Source organism: Hymenobacter ruricola (assembly GCF_015694525.1).
GTDB classification, from domain to species: domain Bacteria; phylum Bacteroidota; class Bacteroidia; order Cytophagales; family Hymenobacteraceae; genus Hymenobacter; species Hymenobacter ruricola.
Map to the genome: position 1 here is coordinate 858,230 of NZ_JADQDM010000002.1, position 17,746 is coordinate 875,975.

The following is a 17,746-nucleotide window of genomic DNA, read 5'->3' on the forward strand; positions in this document are numbered from 1 at the left end:
GCGGCACCCAAACCCGGCGTTCTCACGTTCTTCTTTTTATGAACCTGTTCATCATCGGCGACGTCCACGGGTGCTTGCACACCTTGCAGGAACTGCTCACGCGCTGGGACCCGGCCACGGAGCACCTCATCCAGGTGGGCGACCTGGTGGACCGCGGCACCTACATTCCCGAAACGGTGGAGTTGGCCCGCGGCCTCAACGAGCAATACCCGGCCTCGACCACCTTCCTCATGGGCAACCACGAGGATGCGCTGCTGCACCATTTTGGGCCAGAGGGGCCCTACACGGGCTGGCTGAAATGGGGTGGCCGCAGCACCGTGGACCAATACCAGGCCCGCCCCGAGCTGCTGGCCCGGCACCTGCCGTGGCTGGCAGAGCGCCCGCTTTTCTGGGAGAATGAGCACGTGCTGGTGAGCCACGCCGGCATCACCGAGTCGGCCTTCGCTTACGACCCCGACAGCTCCGACGGGCTACTGTGGGCCCGCACGCCGCTCAAGCGCCTGCCGCAGTTGCAAGTGGTGGGCCACACGCCCACGGAAAAAAACGAGCCCCGGTCCGACAAGCAAACCAACAGCTTATACCTCGACACGGGCGCCGTGTTTGGCGGCAACCTGACGGGCGTGCGCCTCTCCCCCACCGGCCAGCCCCTCGAAATCATCATGATTCCGGTGCACCTCGAAGACCTGCTGGAATAACCCCGACTTTCCTATATCACGCCTTAATTCATGCTCAATCAAGCTGCCATCGAGCACCTGACGGCCGCCGACCCTCTTCTCGGCGGCGTGATTGCGGCGGGCCGCGCCATTCCACCGCGCCCGCACGAAGACCTGTACCTGGCCCTGCTGCGCGCCATCGTCAGCCAGCAGATTTCGACCAAGGCGGCCGCCGCCATCTGGAAGCGGTTCCAATCCCTGTTTCCGCCCGAGGGCTACCCCGAGCCGCGCGAAGTGCTGGCCCTGACCGAAGACGAGCTGCGCGCCGTGGGCCTTTCGCGCCAGAAAGCCGGCTACCTCAAGGCCATTGCCGAGTACAACGAACGGGGCCTGCTCGACTACGAACACCTCACCAGCCTCTCGGAAGAGGCGTTTACCCAGCACCTCACCGCCATCCGGGGCGTGGGCCGCTGGACGGCGCAGATGCTGCAAATGTTTGCCCTCGACCAGCCCGATGTGTTTTCCGAAGGCGACCTGGGCGTGCAAAACGCCATGCGCCGCCTCTACGGCCTGGAAGAAACCGGCCGCGCCCTGCAAAAGCGCATGCTGGTGATTGCCGAAGCGTGGCGGCCTTACCGCACGCTGGCCTGCAAGTACCTGTGGCAGAGCCTGGATAACGGCACGCAGATTCCGCCGTCGGTGTAGGTAGGGTGTAGATAGTAGGACTAAACAAACCGGCTGTCATCCTGAGCGCAGCGAAGGACCTTCTCATGGTAGCAATAGTTGGATTATTGCTCGTCGTTCATCGGCGAGAAGGTCCTTCGCTGCGCTCAGGATGACAGCCGATTTGCTACCCCTTCCCTCTTCACACCAACACCTTCTCGCCCATTTTAAACACCTCCTCCCGCACAAACAGCTCGCCTTCCTGCCGCAGAATGGCGAGGTTGTCGATGATGATTTTGAGGTTGTAGGTTTCCTGGTTGAGGTAGGCCAGCACGGGGCCGAGCAGGTCGGGGGTGGTGTCGTGCAGGGCCAGCGAGATGTGCGGCAGCCAGCAGTCAGGGCCGCTGAACTTGTCGGTGCGCAGGCAGAGCGGCGCGGTGGCTTCGCGGATGCGGCGGTGCAGGGCATTCAGCGCGTCGGAACGCAGCACGGGGATGTAGATGACCGGCCGCTCGCCCGGAAACACGCCCAGGCCGGTGGTGAAGGCCGGAAACGGCGCGGTGGTGGTGGCCACTTCGGCCAGCACCTGCTTCAGGGCACTGAGCTTTTTGACGCCGGCCAACTGGTAGGTCAGGTGCGGGTCGAGGGTGGCCTGCACGTCGTCGAGGCCAAATTTTTCTTCCAGGCTTTTGATGATGGCGTTGATGCGCTGCACGTGCGGCGCGCTAAGCAGGGAGGTGATGGCAAGCATGACGGGGGGTACGGAAGAAACGGCCGGCGCGCCGAAAGCCGCGGCCGAAAGAAACGAAGCGGCGGGCATTACGGCTTCCGGGCGGCCATTTGCTGGTTGAACTGTTCGCTTTGCCCGCGCGGAATGCTGAGCGACGGAAATGCCTCGCCCCGGATATTTTTGGCCAGCTGCACCAGCTGGCCGGCGTGGTAGGCGTAGTGGGCCACCTGGCGCTGCACGGCGGCCAGCACCGTGTGCGCCTCGCCCCGAATGGTGACGGTGCGCAGCAAATCGGCGGGCCGCAGGTCATCGAGCAGCTCAAACAGCACCTGCCAGGCAGCTTCCCACTCAGCTTTCAGCGGGCCGATGGCTTCCGCGGAATCGGGCTCCTCAAACTCGCGGTCGCGCTGGCGGGTGGGCTTTTCGCCGTCGGAAGTGAAGAAATCGGTGAAGCGCGAGCGCAGGTTGCCGGCCATGTGCTGCACGATGACGGCGGCGCTGTTAGCACCGGGCGCCGGCCGGTGCAGCCAGTCGGCGTCGGCGAGCTGGGCCAGGGCGCGGTCTGCCAACCCTTTGTACGACTGAAACTGTGGCGGCACGTGGCCAGCACGGCCGGGCCCAGGGCATCGGAAGCAAGTGAATCAGGCATGGGCCAAATGTACTAATTCCGGGCCCGGCTGTCTGCCCAGCGCGGCGCCTTTGGGCCGTGCCGGTCGGTGAAAAAGCGGCCTCCATCGACTTCGCGGCGTCACCCCCATCCTCGCCCCGCCTTTTCGCGTTACGATACCCTTTGCCCTTCTTCCGTGCCCGAACCCGTTGCTTCCGCGCCTTCTTCCGCCCTGCCCACGCCGCCACCGGCCACACCCGCTTCGCGGCTACCCAAGTGGCTGTGGTGGCTGCTGGGTCTGGCGGCGTTGCTGCTGATAGGCGCGCTCGTGGTGCAGCATTTTCTGGACCCGTGGCTGCGCCAAAAGCTGGAAAAGCAGGTGGCTACCCAAACGCACGGGCAGTACCACCTGCAAGTGGGCGCGCTCGAAACCAGCATCTGGCAGCGCGCCATCCGGCTGCGGCGCGTGCGCCTGCGCCCCGCCGCCCAGGTGGCCGACACGCTGCCCCGGGTGCGCCTCGACGCGGCGCGCCTGCACGTGACGGGCGTGGGCCTGCTGGCGCTGCTGCGCAAAGGCGTGGTGCCCATCGACAGCGTCGTGCTCGACTCGGCCACGGTGGAGGTGCTGGCCCTGGCCCGCCGCCCCACCCAAAACGCCGGCAAGCCCTTGCACGAGCGCCTGCCGCTGAAGTTGAAGGGCCTGGAAATCGGCTACTTCGGCCTGCTGCACACGCAGGGCGCTTACCTGCCCGGCGCGCAGCCGACCGCCCGGTTCCGCCGTGCCGACCTGAGCGCGCACGACCTGCACCTCACGCCCGCCGGCGCGGCCGACACCCAGCGCCTGGCCTACGCCGCCGACTGGCAGCTGCAGCTGCGGCAGGCCCAGGGCTTGACGCGGGGCCACCGGCTGCAATTGACCAGCCTTTTGGCCTCGACTGCCAACCAGCAAATTCAGCTTGACTCCGTTCGCATGCAGCCGGAAGGCAACGCGCCGGCCGGCAGCCCGCGGGTAAATCTGGCGTTGCCGCGCCTGCGCCTCACCGGGCTGAATGCGGCCGCGCTGCTGCACCGCCACACCTTCCGGGCCGATTCGCTGGTGTTGCAGGCCCCGCGGCTGACGCTGGTGCCGCCAACTGGGAAAGCTTCGGGCAGCGCTGATTTTGGCCAGTATGCGCGCCGCTTCGACCTGGCGCACCTGGCCGTGCGCAACGGCTCTTTGCACGTGAAGGACGCGGCCCTGCGTTCCGTTATTCGCAGGATTGACGTGGCCGGCACCGCCATTCACATTGATGCGAAAGGCCAGCCCGATGCGCGCCAGGTGCTTTTTGCCAAAGCCTGGACCCTGGGCCTGGGCCGCAGCGAAGCCACCGTGGCGGCGCACGCCGTGAGTTTGGGCCGGCTGAACTTGTCGACCGCGGCCGGCACGCTCGACCTGCGCGCGGTGCGCGTGCGGCCGCCCGGGCCGGGCCAAGGCAAGCCCGGCGCGGTGCGGGTCGACCTGACCATGCCCTCCCTGGCCCTGCGCGGATTTGATGCGGCCGCGGTGCAGCAGCAACGGCGGCTGCGGGCCAGCTCGCTGGTAATTGACGGGGCCCGGCTGAATTTTACGCCGCCCAAAACCCCGCCCCCGCCGGTGTGGAAATTGCTATCGAAAGCCGTGCGCCGCACCGACCTGGCGGAACTGCGCATCCGGCGCAGCTTTTTGCAGATTGGCGGCCTGCGCCACTCGCCCGAAATCAACGACATCGACCTCACGGGGCGCGGCATTCGCATCGACTCGCTGGCCGCGCTGGAACCCGCCCGCATTGCCTACGCGCGGAGCTGGAAAGCCAGCTCGGGCCTGATTGCGGCCCCCTTCGACCCGCCTTACTACCGCGCCAGCAGCCAGCGCGCGCGCCTCGATACCGACGCGCACCTGTTCCGGTTTGAAGGCCTGAGCCTGGTGCCCAAATACTCGGCCGTGGGCATGAACCTGCACAAGGGCTACCAGGTGCCGGCCGTGACGGCCCGGATTCCCTCGCTGACGTTCAGCGGGCTGGAGTTTGCCGGGCTGGTGCGGCGGGCCGACGTGCGGGTGGCCCGCGTGACGGTGGAGCGGCCCGAAGTGCGCATTGTGTCCGACGGCCGCGGCCCCATCAACCCCAACCGCTCCAAGATTTCGCCCGAAGAAATGCGGCACCTGCCCATGACAGTGGACGTGCGACGGCTCGACATCGTGGGCGGCAACCTGTTCACGAAGTACCGCAGCCCGCTCACGCCGCTGCCCGGCACCATGAGCATCAACCGCTTCACGGGCAGCTTTTTCAACCTCAGCAACGACCCGCGGCGCCAAACCGCGGCCACGCCGCTCACGGGCCGGGCCACCACCTACCTGCAAAACCGCTGCCGCCTCGACGCCCAGGTGTCGATGTACACGCTCGACCCGAAGGGGCAGCACCGCGTGTGGGGCACGTTTGGCGCGGGGCAATTTAACATTCTGAACTCCATGACGGTGCCCACGCGGCTGGTGCAGTTCAAGCAGGGCGACGTGCGCCGCATCCGGTTCGACCTGCAGGCCAACCGCCAGGGCAGCACCGGCACCATGTGGGCCGAATACTCCGGCCTGCAGCTGCAATTGCTGGGCTACAAGGACGAGGAGGTGAAAAAGCCCCTGCTGAAACGGGTGCTTTCCAAGGCCGCCAACGTCATCGTCATCCGCGACCAGAACCCGCGCAAGCGCGGCGAGCTGGTAACCGGCCAGATGATTTCGACCCGTGAGCCGCGCTTTTCGGTGTTCACGCTCTGGCGGCAGGGCGTGGTGAGCGGCCTGTTCGACAACGTGGGCGTGCCCCAGAAGCTGGCCCAGAAGCTGAGCGAAAGCAAGGACGAAGCCCCGCTGCCCAAATAATGGCCGAACAAAATCAGCCCGTCCTGCAGGAGAGCGTATGGTCGTGCTGAGCTTGTCGAAGCATCTCGCATGCCGGAGTAATTCTTTTCTTACGATTGGATTACTCTGGCACGCGAGATGTCTCGACAAGCTCGACATGACTGGTATTTTTCAATTGCTACAAAGGCGGAAGTGGTTTTAATAATTGCTAACTGCCTCTGCTGCTTAAAACTTCACCCGCGTAATGATGAACTTCTCCACCGGCGGCGTTTGCCCTGCTTGCAGCGCGTTCAGACTGGAACACAGCACGTAGCTGGCCACATCGGCGCCCGGGATTTGCCGGCGCACAGCCAGCGTGGTGGGATACAGCGGAGGCGCGCTATACGTGCCGGCCACGGCAGCATTGGCCCAGCCGTCGGCGGTGGTGAGCCGAAATACCCTGGCCTGGGCATTGCACACTACCTGCAGCTCGTTGCCCAACAGCAACAGGCCATCGGCACCTTGCAGGTTCTGGCTGCCCAGGTTTACGGTCGAAACCGCGGCGGGGCTCACCACCGGAATCTTGTAGAGAGTGCCCGTATTTGATTTGGCCACCAGCAGGTAGCCATCGGGGTGCCACACGATGCCGTTGAGGCCAAACATGCCGGCCGGCGCGCTAAACAAGGGGTTTTCGGCAAAAACCGACACCACCAGGTTGGGCGAAACTTTGTAGATGACCGGGGCAAAGCTGTCGGTAACGTAGGCGTTGCCGTCGGCGTCCAGGGCCACGTCGTTGGCGAAGTGGTTGGGGTAGTTGGCCGCCACGCCCACGCCGCCCAAGTCCACGACGCTGGGCGTTCCCTGGGCGTTGAGGAGGGAAAAAACGGCCAGGCGCGCCAGCTTGCCGCGGGTGGCGGCTGTGGTGCGGGCCGCGTTGTAGCCGGGGTCGGATACGGCGGCCAGCAGGCGGCTGCGGTTTTCGTCGATGCGCAGGCCGACGGTGGACACCAGCGCCGGGTTGTCGGCAAACACAGAGTAGGTGCCGTCGTCTTTCACCTGCCCGATGGCGCCCGCTGTTTCGGAGCTCACCAGAAAGCCGGCGTTGCCCGCAGATTCCACTCCTTCCGGGTAGAGCCCGGCCTGGCTGAAGGCCACCGTTTCGGGCAAAGGCGGCCCGAGGGGCCAGGTTTCGGTGGGCTCTTTCACACAGCCCGACAGCAGCAGGCCAAGCAGCACGGCTCCGAAACCAGGAGCGGCGGGGAAACAACGGAAACGGAATGCAGCCATGAAAACGCGGGCAAGGTGAATGACGAAACAAGAACAAGCGAAGTACGCCGCTGGAGGGCCATGGTTGTGCAATTTCTCCGGCGCCGGCTTTGTTCAGGGCCGGGCCGGGGGCATTTTTGGGCCGCAAGCCCGGCCATGCGCCGTACCTTTGCCTCCGAATACCTAGACGCAATGATTTCCATCTCCGACCTCGACTTCCACTTCGGCTCCCGCACGCTGTACGACAACGCCAGCCTGCACATCAAGCCCAAAGACAAAATCGGCCTCATCGGCCTCAACGGCACCGGCAAATCGACGCTGCTGCGCCTGTTGGTGGGCGAGTACAAGGCCGACGGCGGCTCCATTTCGATGGCCAAAGACGTGAGCCTGGGCTTTCTGAACCAGGACTTGCTGAGCTACGACACCCACGAGAGCATCCTGCACGTGGCCATGCAGGCCTTTGAGGAAGCGCTGGAATTGCAGAAGAAGATTGACGAAATCCTGGTGCAGTTCGAAACCGATTATTCCGATGAGTTGGTGGACAAGCTGGCCACCATGCAGGAGCGGTTTGAGGCCCTGGGCGGCTACACCATGCAGGCCCGCGCCGAGGAAATACTGGAAGGCCTGGGCTTCAGCACCGAAGACCTGACCAAGCCGCTGAAAAGCTTCTCGGGCGGCTGGCGCATGCGCGTGATGCTGGCCAAAATCCTGCTGCAGCAGCCCTCCCTCCTGCTGCTCGACGAACCCACCAACCACCTGGACCTGCCGTCCATCAAGTGGATTGAGAACTACCTGGCCGACTACGAGGGCGCCGTCATCATCGTGAGCCACGACCGCGCCTTCCTCGACCGCACCACCAACACCACCGTGGAAGTGCTGGGCGGCAAGCTGGTGCCCTACGCCGGCAACTACAGCTACTACCTCGAAGAAAAAGAGGAGCGCAACCTCATCCAGAAAGGCGCCTTTGAGAACCAGCAGGCCCAGATTCGGCAGGCCGAGCGTTTCATCGAGCGCTTCAAAGCCAAGGCCAGCAAGGCCAAGCAGGCCCAGAGCCGCGTGAAGGCCTTGGATAAATTGGAGCGCATTGAGGACGTGGCCCAGGACGCGGCCAAAATCAACATGAAGTTTACCTTCAAAGTCGAGCCCGGCCGCCACATCCTCCGCATGGAGCACGTGACGAAGAAGTACGACCAGAAGCTGATTTTCCGCGACACGAATGTGCACATCGAGCGCGGCGACAAAATCGCCCTTATCGGCGCCAACGGCAAAGGCAAGTCCACGCTCATGCGCCTGGTGGCGGGCACCGAGGCGCCTACCGCCGGCAAGCACCAGCTGGGCCACAACGTGATAATGTCGTTCTACGCCCAGCATCAGCTCGAAAGCCTCACGCTCGACAACGAGATTCTGCAGGAAATGAGCGAGGCCGGCTCGAAGCGCAACGACATGGAACTGCGCTCGGTGCTGGGCTCGTTCCTGTTTACGGGCGAGGAGGTGTTCAAGAAAATCAAGGTGCTGAGCGGCGGCGAGAAAAGCCGCGTGGCCCTGGCCAAAACCCTGATTTCGGAAGCTAACTTCCTGCTGCTTGACGAACCGACCAACCACTTGGACATGGTGTCGGTGAACATCCTGATTCAGGCCCTGGAGCAGTACGAAGGCACGTTCATCGTCATCAGCCACGACCGGTACTTCGTGGAAAACGTGGCCACCAAAATCTGGTTTATCGAAGACTTCCAGCTGAAAGAATACCCCGGCACCTACGCCGAGTACGAACTCTGGCAGGAAGACCGCGAGAAGGCCGCCAAGAAAGCCGGCCTGCCCAGCCCCTCGGCCCACAAGCCCCAGCCCAAAGAAGACCCCAGGCCCGCGCCCGCCGCCAATGGCCCCGACGCCAAAAAAGCCGCCAAGGAACTGGCCGAAGTGGAAGCCCGCATCACGGGCCTCGAAAAAGAGCTGGCCGTGTACGAAGCCCAGCTCGCCGATGCGGCCATCTACGCCAACGCGTCGCAGCTAAAGGACACCACCCTGAAGTTCGAGACCGTGAAAAAGGAGCTGGCCGCCCAAACCAAGCGCTGGGAAGAGCTGATGTAGGCGTTCATTTCGCCCCATCGGCTTTTCCGCAAAAGCGGGCCGCAGCTTACTCCGGGAGTAAGCCGCGGCCCGCTTTCTTGCGTGCCAGGCGTTGAGGCACCGGCCCATGCACGGCCGTGCGCGGGCCGGCAGGTTACTTTAAGTTCTTGCCAACGTCGGCAATAATGGACTCCGTTACCTTTAGGCTCATCAAATCGGTCACGTTCAGGCTGGCCAGGGCGTCGTAGAAAACCTGGGTTACGGCATAGCGGCCGCTGTCCTTGTTGCCCCGCGCGGCGCCGGCCAGCTCCTTGGCTTTGTTGAGCTTACTGACGTCAGTATCGTACTGGGGCAGGGCCTCTTTGATGGCTTTCACCGCGGTGGGCGTCCACCCCCAGGAAGTCACCTTGCGCCACGATTTCTGGAGCACCTTGTCGAGGGTGCCGGCCAGGGCGCTTTGCTGCATTCGGAGGGCATCGGCCCGCGCTTTCCCGCCGTCCCGGAAATTCCTAAACTCCTCGCCTGCGCTGCTCAATGCCGCCTCGGCCCTTTCGGCCAGCCCGCCGTGCTTGCTTGCGTTGATGATGGTAATGGCGTCCTGGCACAGGTCCGGGTGCTTTTTCCGCGTTTCCTCGTTCAGGTCGCTGCCTCGGTACACCATGGCCGGCCCCACTATGGCGTTCATCAGCCCGAAGTTCAAGGCGGCTATTTCCGATTTGTGACGCGCTTCATCCTTGTTGGCCTCAATTGCGGCCTTCAGTAGTTCGTACCGCTTCCGGGCGGCAAGGAATTCGCTCTTCAGCGCGTCCATGCGCTTGTTGAAGTCGAACTCGTTTCGCAGCTTGCCCACTTCGCCCCCCAGAAGCTTGCCCGCTTCACTGGCGGCTTCGTTCACCTTGGCCACCGCCTCCTGGTATTTCTTTCTCACCTGCCTGAAGGTCGAATACGCCTCGTACAGCGCCTGCATCTCTTCCTGCGACAATTCACTGAACCAGCTCACCGATTTCTCGTCCTTGTTCTCTTCTGCCTCTTCCCGGGGCTTGGGGCGTTCCCTTTCCCCTTTCGGCGCTTTTTCTGGCGCGGGCAGCACGCTGGCCAGCGCCCGGCCGCCCCGCACGGCCGCTCCGATGGTGCGGCCCGCCAGCCTGGAGCCTTCCATCACCATTTCCGCTTTTTCCTCGCCCGTCATGTTGGCCCACAGCTGCTTGAGGATGGCCCGCCGAACTTCCGCCGGGTAGTCCGTTTTTTCGCCTCCGATGGCCTTGGCGCCTTTTTCCTTGCCCATCTCGCCGTACTTCTGTTCCCAGTCTTCGCCCAGCAACCGCATGTTCTTCAGAATGGCCACAGCTTCCGCTTTCACGGCATCCATTCGGGCATCAAGCACCGGAACCAGGGCGTCATCTACGGCCCGTTGAACCGGCCCGGCCGCCGTGCGCCGCACCTTTAATTGCGTGGCCGGGCCCGGCCCGCCCAGGGCTTTGGCGCCCATCACGTCGGCTTCGCGTTCCAGGCCGGCGTCGTCGTTCACCGGCACCTGGCCCTTGAGCTGGCGGGTGGGCCGCACGCGGCCTTGCTTTTGCTGGGCCACGTGCCAGGCCTCGTGGGGCAGGTGCTGCTCCTGGCCCGGCGCCACGTGTATCTCGCTGCCCTGCGCGTAAGCGTGGGCTTGCAGTTCCGCCGGCTTGGCCGAATTGTAGTGCACCTGCACGTCGTCGAGCGAGTGGCCCGAGAGGTTTTCCACGCCGGCTTTCAGCTCGTCGGGCAGGCCCGTGGTGTTCTCGCTGGTTGGCGCTTCCTCCCGCTGCACCGGCGCGGCCGGGCTAGCGGCGCGGGCGCGGCCATCGAGGGCGCGCTGCAGGGTGGCGGCCTGCTGCATGCGCGGGCTGCCGTTGATGGCCTGCTGGGCCCGGCGCTGCACGGCGGCGGCGGGGCGCTGGTCGAGCAGCGACGCGGGGGCGTAGGGGCTGGCGGTTTGCTTGGCGGCCGGGCTTTTGGGGGCGGGGGCTTTGTCGGCGGCGCTCATGGGGCTTGTTGTGGGTAGGGAAAGCAACAACCGGCACCATGAGGCAAGACCGGGAGGCTAAGCGGCCGTAAGGTACACGCCGGTAGCATAGTTGCCATCACATGCATTCGACTGGTTCGCCGAATTATTGCGCTTGCAGCAGGCCCATGCTTACTATTCCACTGACGAGGCGGCGTTCAGGAAAACAAGTTGCTGGGCGGCGGGAAAAGTCTCGGGGCACGGCCAACCACGCTTTCAACATCCGTTGCCCTTGTTGTTTTACTTTAAGTCCAGCAGCGACGAGTGAATCCAGCCAATTGTTTTCACACAACGCCCGTCTTTCATCAGCTTGCTTTTTTCATTTGCCAAATACACTTTATTCCAGGCGCCAACGGTTTCGATTAACCCCACGATATACCCTGCTGGCAGGCTCGCTATTTCCGCCGAAGTCCGGGAGTGGTCGGCTCTAAACTTCGTATCGTTGGTGTTCACCGCGAACATATTGCCCACATTATCGGCCCGGCCCAACACGGCGGTTTTAAACTCCTTCCAAGGAAAAGCCGGGCCGGGGTCCGGCTTTCTGAGCGGGGCAATGTCGTCGTGGCCCAACACGGCAATTAATTTATAATGCGCCACCAGCACCTTGCTCAGGGCATAAAGCGCGGCCAGTTGCGGGGCGGGAAATTTAAACCAGTACTTATTGTCCGCCGCGTTCCAGAATTTGAGCTTGTGGGTTTTTGCGACTATATCGGCCGCTCTTTCGGCCGGATAGGTCTTGAATTTATCGTCGCTTACTCTTCTTCTGAAAGAACCATCCGCAAGCTTTTCGCAGAACCCGGGATTTACCAGCTCAATTCCGATGGAATGGTAATTAAAATTTTCTACCCCGTCCCACGTACTGCTTCCGGCATGGTTTGCTCGGCAATTGAACGGAATGAGCTGGGTAATGGCCCCGTTCTGGTCAATGACGATGTGCGCGGCTATTTTATCCGGATTATTAGTGGTGTCCTTAAACCAGTTGATGGCCTCACTGGCTTTGTCACCCGCGGTGTAATGAATAATTAAATAATCCGGGTCGATTACATTCCTGACGTTCTGCGACGGGGATTTTGTGATTTTCTCGCTCGTACTATCGGCCTTGAGCCAATGGTTGTCAATAATCATAACCGGAGGGGTTGAAGTGTGTGAGTTGCGTCAAGCCGCAAGGCAAGTTACCTTTTATAAATTTATTATATATTTATTTTATAATACACAAGAAAAAGGGTTCGTGGCTGGCACATTACCTGACCTGGCTTCAGGCCGGCCTACCCGCGCGCTGGGGAAGCCCCGCTCCAGCAGCCGACCAAGGCAAGCCTGCCGGCAGCTACTCGCATCATTTAACGGTGGTAATCTGCGCCTTGCACGCCGCCAACGCGGTGGCCGCATACGGGGGAGACCCCGGCCTCAAGTCGGTGCCGGCGTATTTCCAACCATACTTGATGTGCGCCTTGTTGACTTGCTTGGTTCCCCCGCGGAAGTGGATGTGTACCTCAATTGGCCCTACTCCGGCCCCGGGAATGCCCTGAATGACCGGGGGGCCGCTGAATATGAATATGCCCAGGGTAGATGGACCACTCATCCACGGCTTCTCGGGTTCGTACCTGTTCACTGCCGGCGTTTGGGTGGTCATCAGCAGTTGAAAATAACGCTGCTTCTCCGCCTCCTTGAGGTTAGCGACGAGGGCGGCCAGTCGGTCCTCGGTATCATTCAGCGTATTTTTTAGTACGGAGAGCGGCCGCTCATTGGTGAGGCGCGTTTTTTCCAGGTGATTGCTGTCTCTTTTCGCGCGGTTGGCTTCCAGGTTGTCGTTGTCTGCCTTCCACCGCGCATGCTCGCCTCTTCCCGCGCCCCACGCACTGGCCGGCTTCGCTGGGGCAGGCGCTTCGCCCGCAGCAATTGAAGCAGCTAACGTCGGCTCGTCCCGGGTGATTTCCGCTACCTTATCGTCGAGGTCGGCCAAGGGCGTCACCTCGTTGCCGCCTTTATCCTTCACTTCTACGGCCAGCGGTGCAATGCGGGCCGGAAAAGCAGCCAACCGCGTCTGACGGTCGGTAATGGTCCCCACTGCACTGTTCACATCGATAGGGCCAATCGTGTTCAAGTCCGCCAGTACCACTTGCAAGGCCGCATCGACTTCGCCAATTTCCCTGCGCTGAACCACCGCCTTCCGCTGCACCGGTCCCGTCGTCGCCGTTGCCCGCACTTTTAATTGCGTGGCCGGGCCCGCCCCGCCCAGGGCTTTGGCGCCCATCACATCGGCTTCCTTTTCCAGGCCGGCGTCGTCGTTCACCGGCACCTGGCCCTTGAGTTGGCGGGTGGGCCGCACCCGGCCCTGCTTTTGCTGGGCCACGTGCCAGGCCTCGTGCGGCAGGTGCTGCTCCTGGCCCGGGGCCACGTGTATCTCGCGGCCCTGCGCATACGCGTGGGCCTGCAGCTCGGCCGGCTTGGCCGAGTTGTAGTGCACCTGCACGTCATCCAGCGAGTGGCCCGAGAGGTTTTCCACCCCGGCTTTGAGCTCGTCGGGCAAGCCCGTATTGTTTTCCTGCACCGGGGCGGGGGCTTCCTCCCGCTGCACCGGCGCGGGGGTGGCGGCGGCCCGCAGTTGGGCCGCTTGCAGCATGCGCGGGCTCTGGGCCATCATCGCCTGCAGGGTGGCGGCCTGCTGCACGCGGGGCGACTGGTTGAGTTGGGCCTGCTGCTGCCGCTGGGCCACCGCCACGGGGCGGCTGTCGGTGAATTCGGCGGGGGCGTAGGTGCTGCTTTGCGGGGCGGCGTGGCCGGCGGCCGGAGCTTTGGGTTGCGCGGTTTTGGCGGCGGACTCAGACATGGGCTGGTAGGAGTGGTGGCGCGGCAATGACCGGCGCGCACGCGGGCAGAGGCTTGGGCAGGTAAGGTACTAAGTTTCTGTTTTATAAAAAGTAGTAGAAATATGCAACGGGCGCAGCAGCGGCCAGGGAGGCCTTTCCGTCGTTACTTTCGTGCCATGCGCCTCCTTCCCGCTCTCTCCTGCCTGCTGCTGGCCGCCGCCTGCGTGCCGCTGGGCACCCCCATCACCAGCACCGCACCCGGCACCCAGCAGCCGCCGGAATACTACGCCGACAAAACCCTGCGCTACCAGGACTACACCTACTCGCCCGACGTGCGCAGCGTGCAGTGCTACGTGGGCACCGGCCAGCCCAACGAGGTGTTTCAGCCGCCGGTGGTGCCGCTGGGCCAGAGCCAGTCCATCATGCTGGAGTTTGACGTGCTGGGCGAGCAGAGCCAGCGCCTCACCGCCAAAATCATTCACTGCGACGCCGACTGGCAGCCCTCCGTGCTCACCGACATGCAGTTTTTGAGCGAGATAAACGAGTTCCTCATCACCGACTACCGGGTGGGCACGGGCACCAAAGTGCCGTATTTCCACTACCGCCTGCGGGCGCCGGGCGTGCGCCTCAGCGGCAACTACCTGCTGGTGGTGCAAAACCCCGGCGGCGCGCCGGTGGTGTCGCGCCGGCTGCTGGTGTACGAAAACCAGGTGCAGGTGGGCCTCAAGCCCGGCATTGTGGTGGGCGGCCAGGAGCGCTACACCCTGCAGCAGTTGGACTTTGCCATCGGCTACGCCGGCGTGGACCTGGTGAACCCGGCGGCGGAGGTGAAAGTGGTGCTGCGCCAGAATTTCCGCTGGGACAACGCCAAGTACAACCTGCGCCCCACCTTCGTGCGCGACGCCGAGCGCCGGCTCGAATACCAGTACTTCGGGTTTGAAAACGCCTTTCCCGGCCTGAGCGAGTACCGCTACTTCGACACCCGCTCGGTGCAGAGTGTGGGCCTGGGCGTGCTGCACCTAGACCCGCGCGCCAACCCCACCGCCGTGGAGCTGCAGCCCGAAACCTCGCGCCAGAAGCTCGCCTACAACCAGTACCAGGACGCCAACGGCCAGCGCGTGTTCGAGAGCCGCGAGTACGGCAACGGCGCCACCAACGCCGACTACTTCGACGTGACCTTTCAGCTGAAAGCCGACCAGCCCGCGCCCGGCCCCGTGTACGCCTTCGGGGCGATGACGGACTGGCAGCTCAAGGACGAATTCCGGCTGACCTACGACGAGGCCAAGCAGCTTTACAGCGGCCACGCCCTGCTCAAGCAAGGCTACTACAACTACGATTTTGCGGTGGCCGCCGCCCGCGGCACCGCGCCCAACGAAGTGTATTTTGAAGGCACGCACCAGGAAACCGAAAACCAGTACGACCTGCTGGTGTACTACCGCCCGCCCGGCACCCGCGCCGACCTGCTCATCGGCTACCAAACCGTGGCCATGAACAGCCGGCAATAGCGCCCGACGGGGCGTTACTTGCTGCTAAGCTGCGCACTGGTTTTCAGGGTAATGGGCGACGTTTGCGGGCCGCCGCTGTAGCCGCCCCGGCCGCCTCCGCCGCGCATGCCCCCGCGCATGCCGCCTCCCATTCCGCCGCCGCGCATCCCGCCGCCACCCATTCCGCCGCGCATGCCGCCCCCGCCGCCCGGTGATGGCATGGTGAACTTGCCGCCGGCCAGCGTGATGCCCACCACGGCCGGGCGACCGGTGAGGGTGGGCAGCTTGCGGTAGAGCAGCCGCATGGGCACGGCCAGCTCATACAGCAGGTTTTCCTGCGCATCCAGGCTCATGGCAGCCTTCACGCCTAGCTGCGACTGGGTATCGGTGAGGGTGGGCTCGGGGCTGCCTTTGTAGTTGAGCAATTCCATTTCGCGCATCCCGGCCAGGGCCTGCGCCATGCGTTCGCGCCGGCCCTCCGAGCGCAGGGGCGCCGGGGCACCGGCCAAAGCTCCGTCGGGCCGGGGCGCGCCGTCTTCGGCGCCGGGCCGCCCGGCCAACGGCCCACCCAGCGGGAAATGCACCCCGAACTGGTGCTGATTGCGGCCCGTGGTGTCGAGCCATACCGTGAGGCCCAGGCGCACGATTTTGGCCTGCGTGGCGGGGTTGGCGGATTTGAGGCGCAGGTACACCTGCCGGCCGTCGTTCAGCACCTGGTACTGCAGCTTGCTGCCGGGGTCGTAGCGCAACGAGTCGGTCCAGTCGGTGGCCAGGCCGTCGATGACCGGCGGGGCGGGCGCAAACCGGCTGGCGCTGCGGGCCACCGGCGGCCGGCTGCACGCCCCGGCCAACAACACGGCGGGCAAAGCAGCCAGCCAGAAACGAGAAGTATTCATCAGGCCTGGAATAAGGAAGGGCGGAAAACCGGCCGCAATACTCCGGCTAATTATGTGTGCTTCGCATGAAAAAACGCCTTTTGGCCAAGCTGGCAGGGAAATGGCTATGCCCCTGGCAGGCCCACGCCTAACCTCGGCCGTGGCTAAGCGCAACCTTAGCCCCCGGGCGTTCCGTTGCAAGCCCATTCGTTGCCCTTCACCGGCCTTGGCCGCTTTATTTATTTCCATGAATACTTCTGTTTTTCGTAGCCTGCGCGCCGGCGCGCTGTTGTCGCTCCTGCTGCCCCTGGCCGGTTCTTCCAGCCTCACCGACTGGGCCACCCGCGTGCCGGCCGCCCCGGCCGTGCCGGCGGCCCGCCCCCTGCAGGGCGCCAAGCCCGACCCCGCCGTTATCGCCCAGTTCGGCCTCTACAACAGCTCCTCGCTGCAAAGCCTCATCAACGCCAAAGGCAAGCAGATGACGGCCGTATCGGACCGCCCCGGCGACTACGGCTTCACGGTGGTCGACTCGCCCATCATCAACGCCTTTGCCACGCCCGACGGCCACGTGTACTTCACGCGCGGCATCATGGCGTATTTCAACGACGAAGCCCAGTTTGCCGGCGTGCTCGGCCACGAGCTCGGCCACATCACCGCGCAGCACGGCAAAAAGCAGCAAACCCGCAGCACCATCGCCGGCATCGGCATGATACTGGGTTCCGTGCTGGCGCCGAAGGTGATGCAGTCGGTGGGCGGCGTGGCCCAGCAGGTGGTGGGCCTGGGCATGCTGAAATACGGCCGCGACGACGAGAACGAAGCCGACGGCCTGGGCGTGAAATATTCGACCAAAATCGGCTACGACGCCAGCCACATGGCCGATTTCTTCCAGACCCTGCAGCGCACCGAGGAGCAGAGTGGCAGCAGCATCCCCACCTTCCTCAGCACCCACCCCAACTCGGCCGACCGCTACACCCGCGTGAAAGGGCTGGCTGCGCAAGCCAAGCAGTCGGCGGGCCGCAGCACGTTTGCCGTGAACCGCAACCAGTACCTGAAATCCATCGAAGGCCTCACCTACGGCGAAGACCCGCGCCAGGGCTTCGTGGAAAACAGCGTGTTCTACCACCCCGACCTGAAATTCCGCTTCCCCATCCCCTCGGGCTGGAAGTCGCAGAACTCGCCCGAGCAGTTCCAGATGGCCGAGCCCAACGGCAAAGCCCTGCTCGTGTTCCTCGGCGCTGGCAACGGCACGCTGGACGCCGCCGCGCAGTCGCTGGCCAAGTCCATCGGCCTGCAATCGGCACAGGCCCAGAAAACCACCATCAACGGCTTCCCCGCCATGGTGATTGAGGGCGACCAGGCCGCTTCGGACCAGCAGAGCACGCCGGCGCACGTGCTGGCCCAGCTCATTCAGGACGGCCAGAGCGTGTATGCGTTCGTGGGCCTGGCCGCGGCTTCCACCTTCAGCACCTACGCGCCGCAGTTCCAGCGCGCCGCCCAGGGCTACGCCCGCCTCACCGAAACCAGCAAGCTGAACCGCCAGCCCGAGCACATCCGCATCAAAGCGGCCGCCAGCAACACCACCCTGGCTTCGGCCCTGGCCGCCAACGGCATCCCCAGCAAGCGCTACGAGGAAATGGCCATTCTCAACGGCATGAAAACCACGGACCAACTGCCGAAGGGCACGTTGTTTAAAATAGCGGGGAAGTAG

The 17,746-nt window shown here is 63.9% G+C and carries 13 protein-coding genes; 6 read left to right on the top strand and 7 right to left on the bottom strand.

The window, feature by feature from the left end:
* Positions 1-38: 38 nt before the first annotated feature.
* The gene (locus I2H31_RS07800; protein ID WP_196292421.1) at positions 39-695 is read left to right on the top strand and encodes a metallophosphoesterase; all 657 of its coding nucleotides are present in this window, start codon (positions 39-41) and stop codon (positions 693-695) included.
* A 30-nt stretch (positions 696-725) separates the two neighbouring features.
* Positions 726-1,358: a DNA-3-methyladenine glycosylase family protein gene (locus tag I2H31_RS07805; protein WP_196292422.1), complete on the top strand. Its 633-nt coding sequence runs from the start codon at positions 726-728 to the stop codon at positions 1,356-1,358.
* Positions 1,359-1,518: 160 nt separating this feature from the next.
* Here I2H31_RS07805 and I2H31_RS07810 read toward each other — a convergent pair whose 3' ends face one another.
* Both I2H31_RS07810 and I2H31_RS07815 read right to left on the bottom strand, forming a co-directional pair.
* The gene (locus I2H31_RS07810) at positions 1,519-2,067 is read right to left on the bottom strand and encodes a 2'-5' RNA ligase family protein (protein ID WP_196292423.1); all 549 of its coding nucleotides are present in this window, start codon (positions 2,065-2,067) and stop codon (positions 1,519-1,521) included.
* A gap of 68 nt (positions 2,068-2,135) precedes the next feature.
* On the bottom strand, positions 2,136-2,645 hold the full coding sequence (locus I2H31_RS07815; protein WP_196292424.1) for a DUF1572 family protein: 510 nt from the start codon (positions 2,643-2,645) through the stop codon (positions 2,136-2,138).
* A 204-nt stretch (positions 2,646-2,849) separates the two neighbouring features.
* On the opposite strand from I2H31_RS07815, the gene I2H31_RS07820 reads away from it, so the two are divergent.
* Positions 2,850-5,540 carry a hypothetical protein gene (locus I2H31_RS07820; RefSeq protein ID WP_196292425.1) on the top strand — a complete coding sequence of 897 codons (2,691 nt, stop codon included), beginning with the start codon at positions 2,850-2,852 and terminating at the stop codon, positions 5,538-5,540.
* Between the two features lie 204 nt (positions 5,541-5,744).
* On the opposite strand, the gene I2H31_RS07825 is transcribed toward I2H31_RS07820, so the two are convergent.
* A complete protein-coding gene (locus I2H31_RS07825) occupies positions 5,745-6,785 on the bottom strand; it encodes a gluconolaconase (RefSeq protein WP_196292426.1) in 1,041 nt (346 codons plus the stop codon).
* Between the two features lie 171 nt (positions 6,786-6,956).
* Between I2H31_RS07825 and I2H31_RS07830 the strand changes: the two genes are divergently transcribed.
* A complete protein-coding gene (locus tag I2H31_RS07830) occupies positions 6,957-8,852 on the top strand; it encodes an ABC-F family ATP-binding cassette domain-containing protein (protein ID WP_196292427.1) in 1,896 nt (631 codons plus the stop codon).
* A gap of 133 nt (positions 8,853-8,985) precedes the next feature.
* On the opposite strand, the gene I2H31_RS07835 is transcribed toward I2H31_RS07830, so the two are convergent.
* The 3 genes from I2H31_RS07835 to I2H31_RS07845 form a co-directional block, all read right to left on the bottom strand.
* Entirely contained in the window at positions 8,986-10,854 is a 1,869-nt protein-coding gene (locus I2H31_RS07835; RefSeq protein ID WP_230687526.1) for an eCIS core domain-containing protein, read from the bottom strand.
* A gap of 258 nt (positions 10,855-11,112) precedes the next feature.
* Positions 11,113-11,997 carry an N-acetylmuramoyl-L-alanine amidase gene (locus I2H31_RS07840; protein ID WP_196292428.1) on the bottom strand — a complete coding sequence of 295 codons (885 nt, stop codon included), beginning with the start codon at positions 11,995-11,997 and terminating at the stop codon, positions 11,113-11,115.
* A gap of 208 nt (positions 11,998-12,205) precedes the next feature.
* Positions 12,206-13,699 (bottom strand): eCIS core domain-containing protein, encoded by a 1,494-nt coding sequence (locus tag I2H31_RS07845; RefSeq protein ID WP_230687527.1) that lies wholly within the window; start codon positions 13,697-13,699, stop codon positions 12,206-12,208.
* Between the two features lie 156 nt (positions 13,700-13,855).
* Here I2H31_RS07845 and I2H31_RS07850 point away from each other — a divergent pair, with 156 nt between their 5' ends.
* A complete protein-coding gene (locus I2H31_RS07850) occupies positions 13,856-15,184 on the top strand; it encodes a type IX secretion system plug protein (protein ID WP_196292429.1) in 1,329 nt (442 codons plus the stop codon).
* A gap of 14 nt (positions 15,185-15,198) precedes the next feature.
* Here I2H31_RS07850 and I2H31_RS07855 read toward each other — a convergent pair whose 3' ends face one another.
* Entirely contained in the window at positions 15,199-16,059 is an 861-nt protein-coding gene (locus I2H31_RS07855; protein WP_196292430.1) for a hypothetical protein, read from the bottom strand.
* Between the two features lie 226 nt (positions 16,060-16,285).
* Here I2H31_RS07855 and I2H31_RS07860 point away from each other — a divergent pair, with 226 nt between their 5' ends.
* On the top strand, positions 16,286-17,746 hold the full coding sequence (locus I2H31_RS07860) for a M48 family metalloprotease (RefSeq protein WP_196292431.1): 1,461 nt from the start codon (positions 16,286-16,288) through the stop codon (positions 17,744-17,746).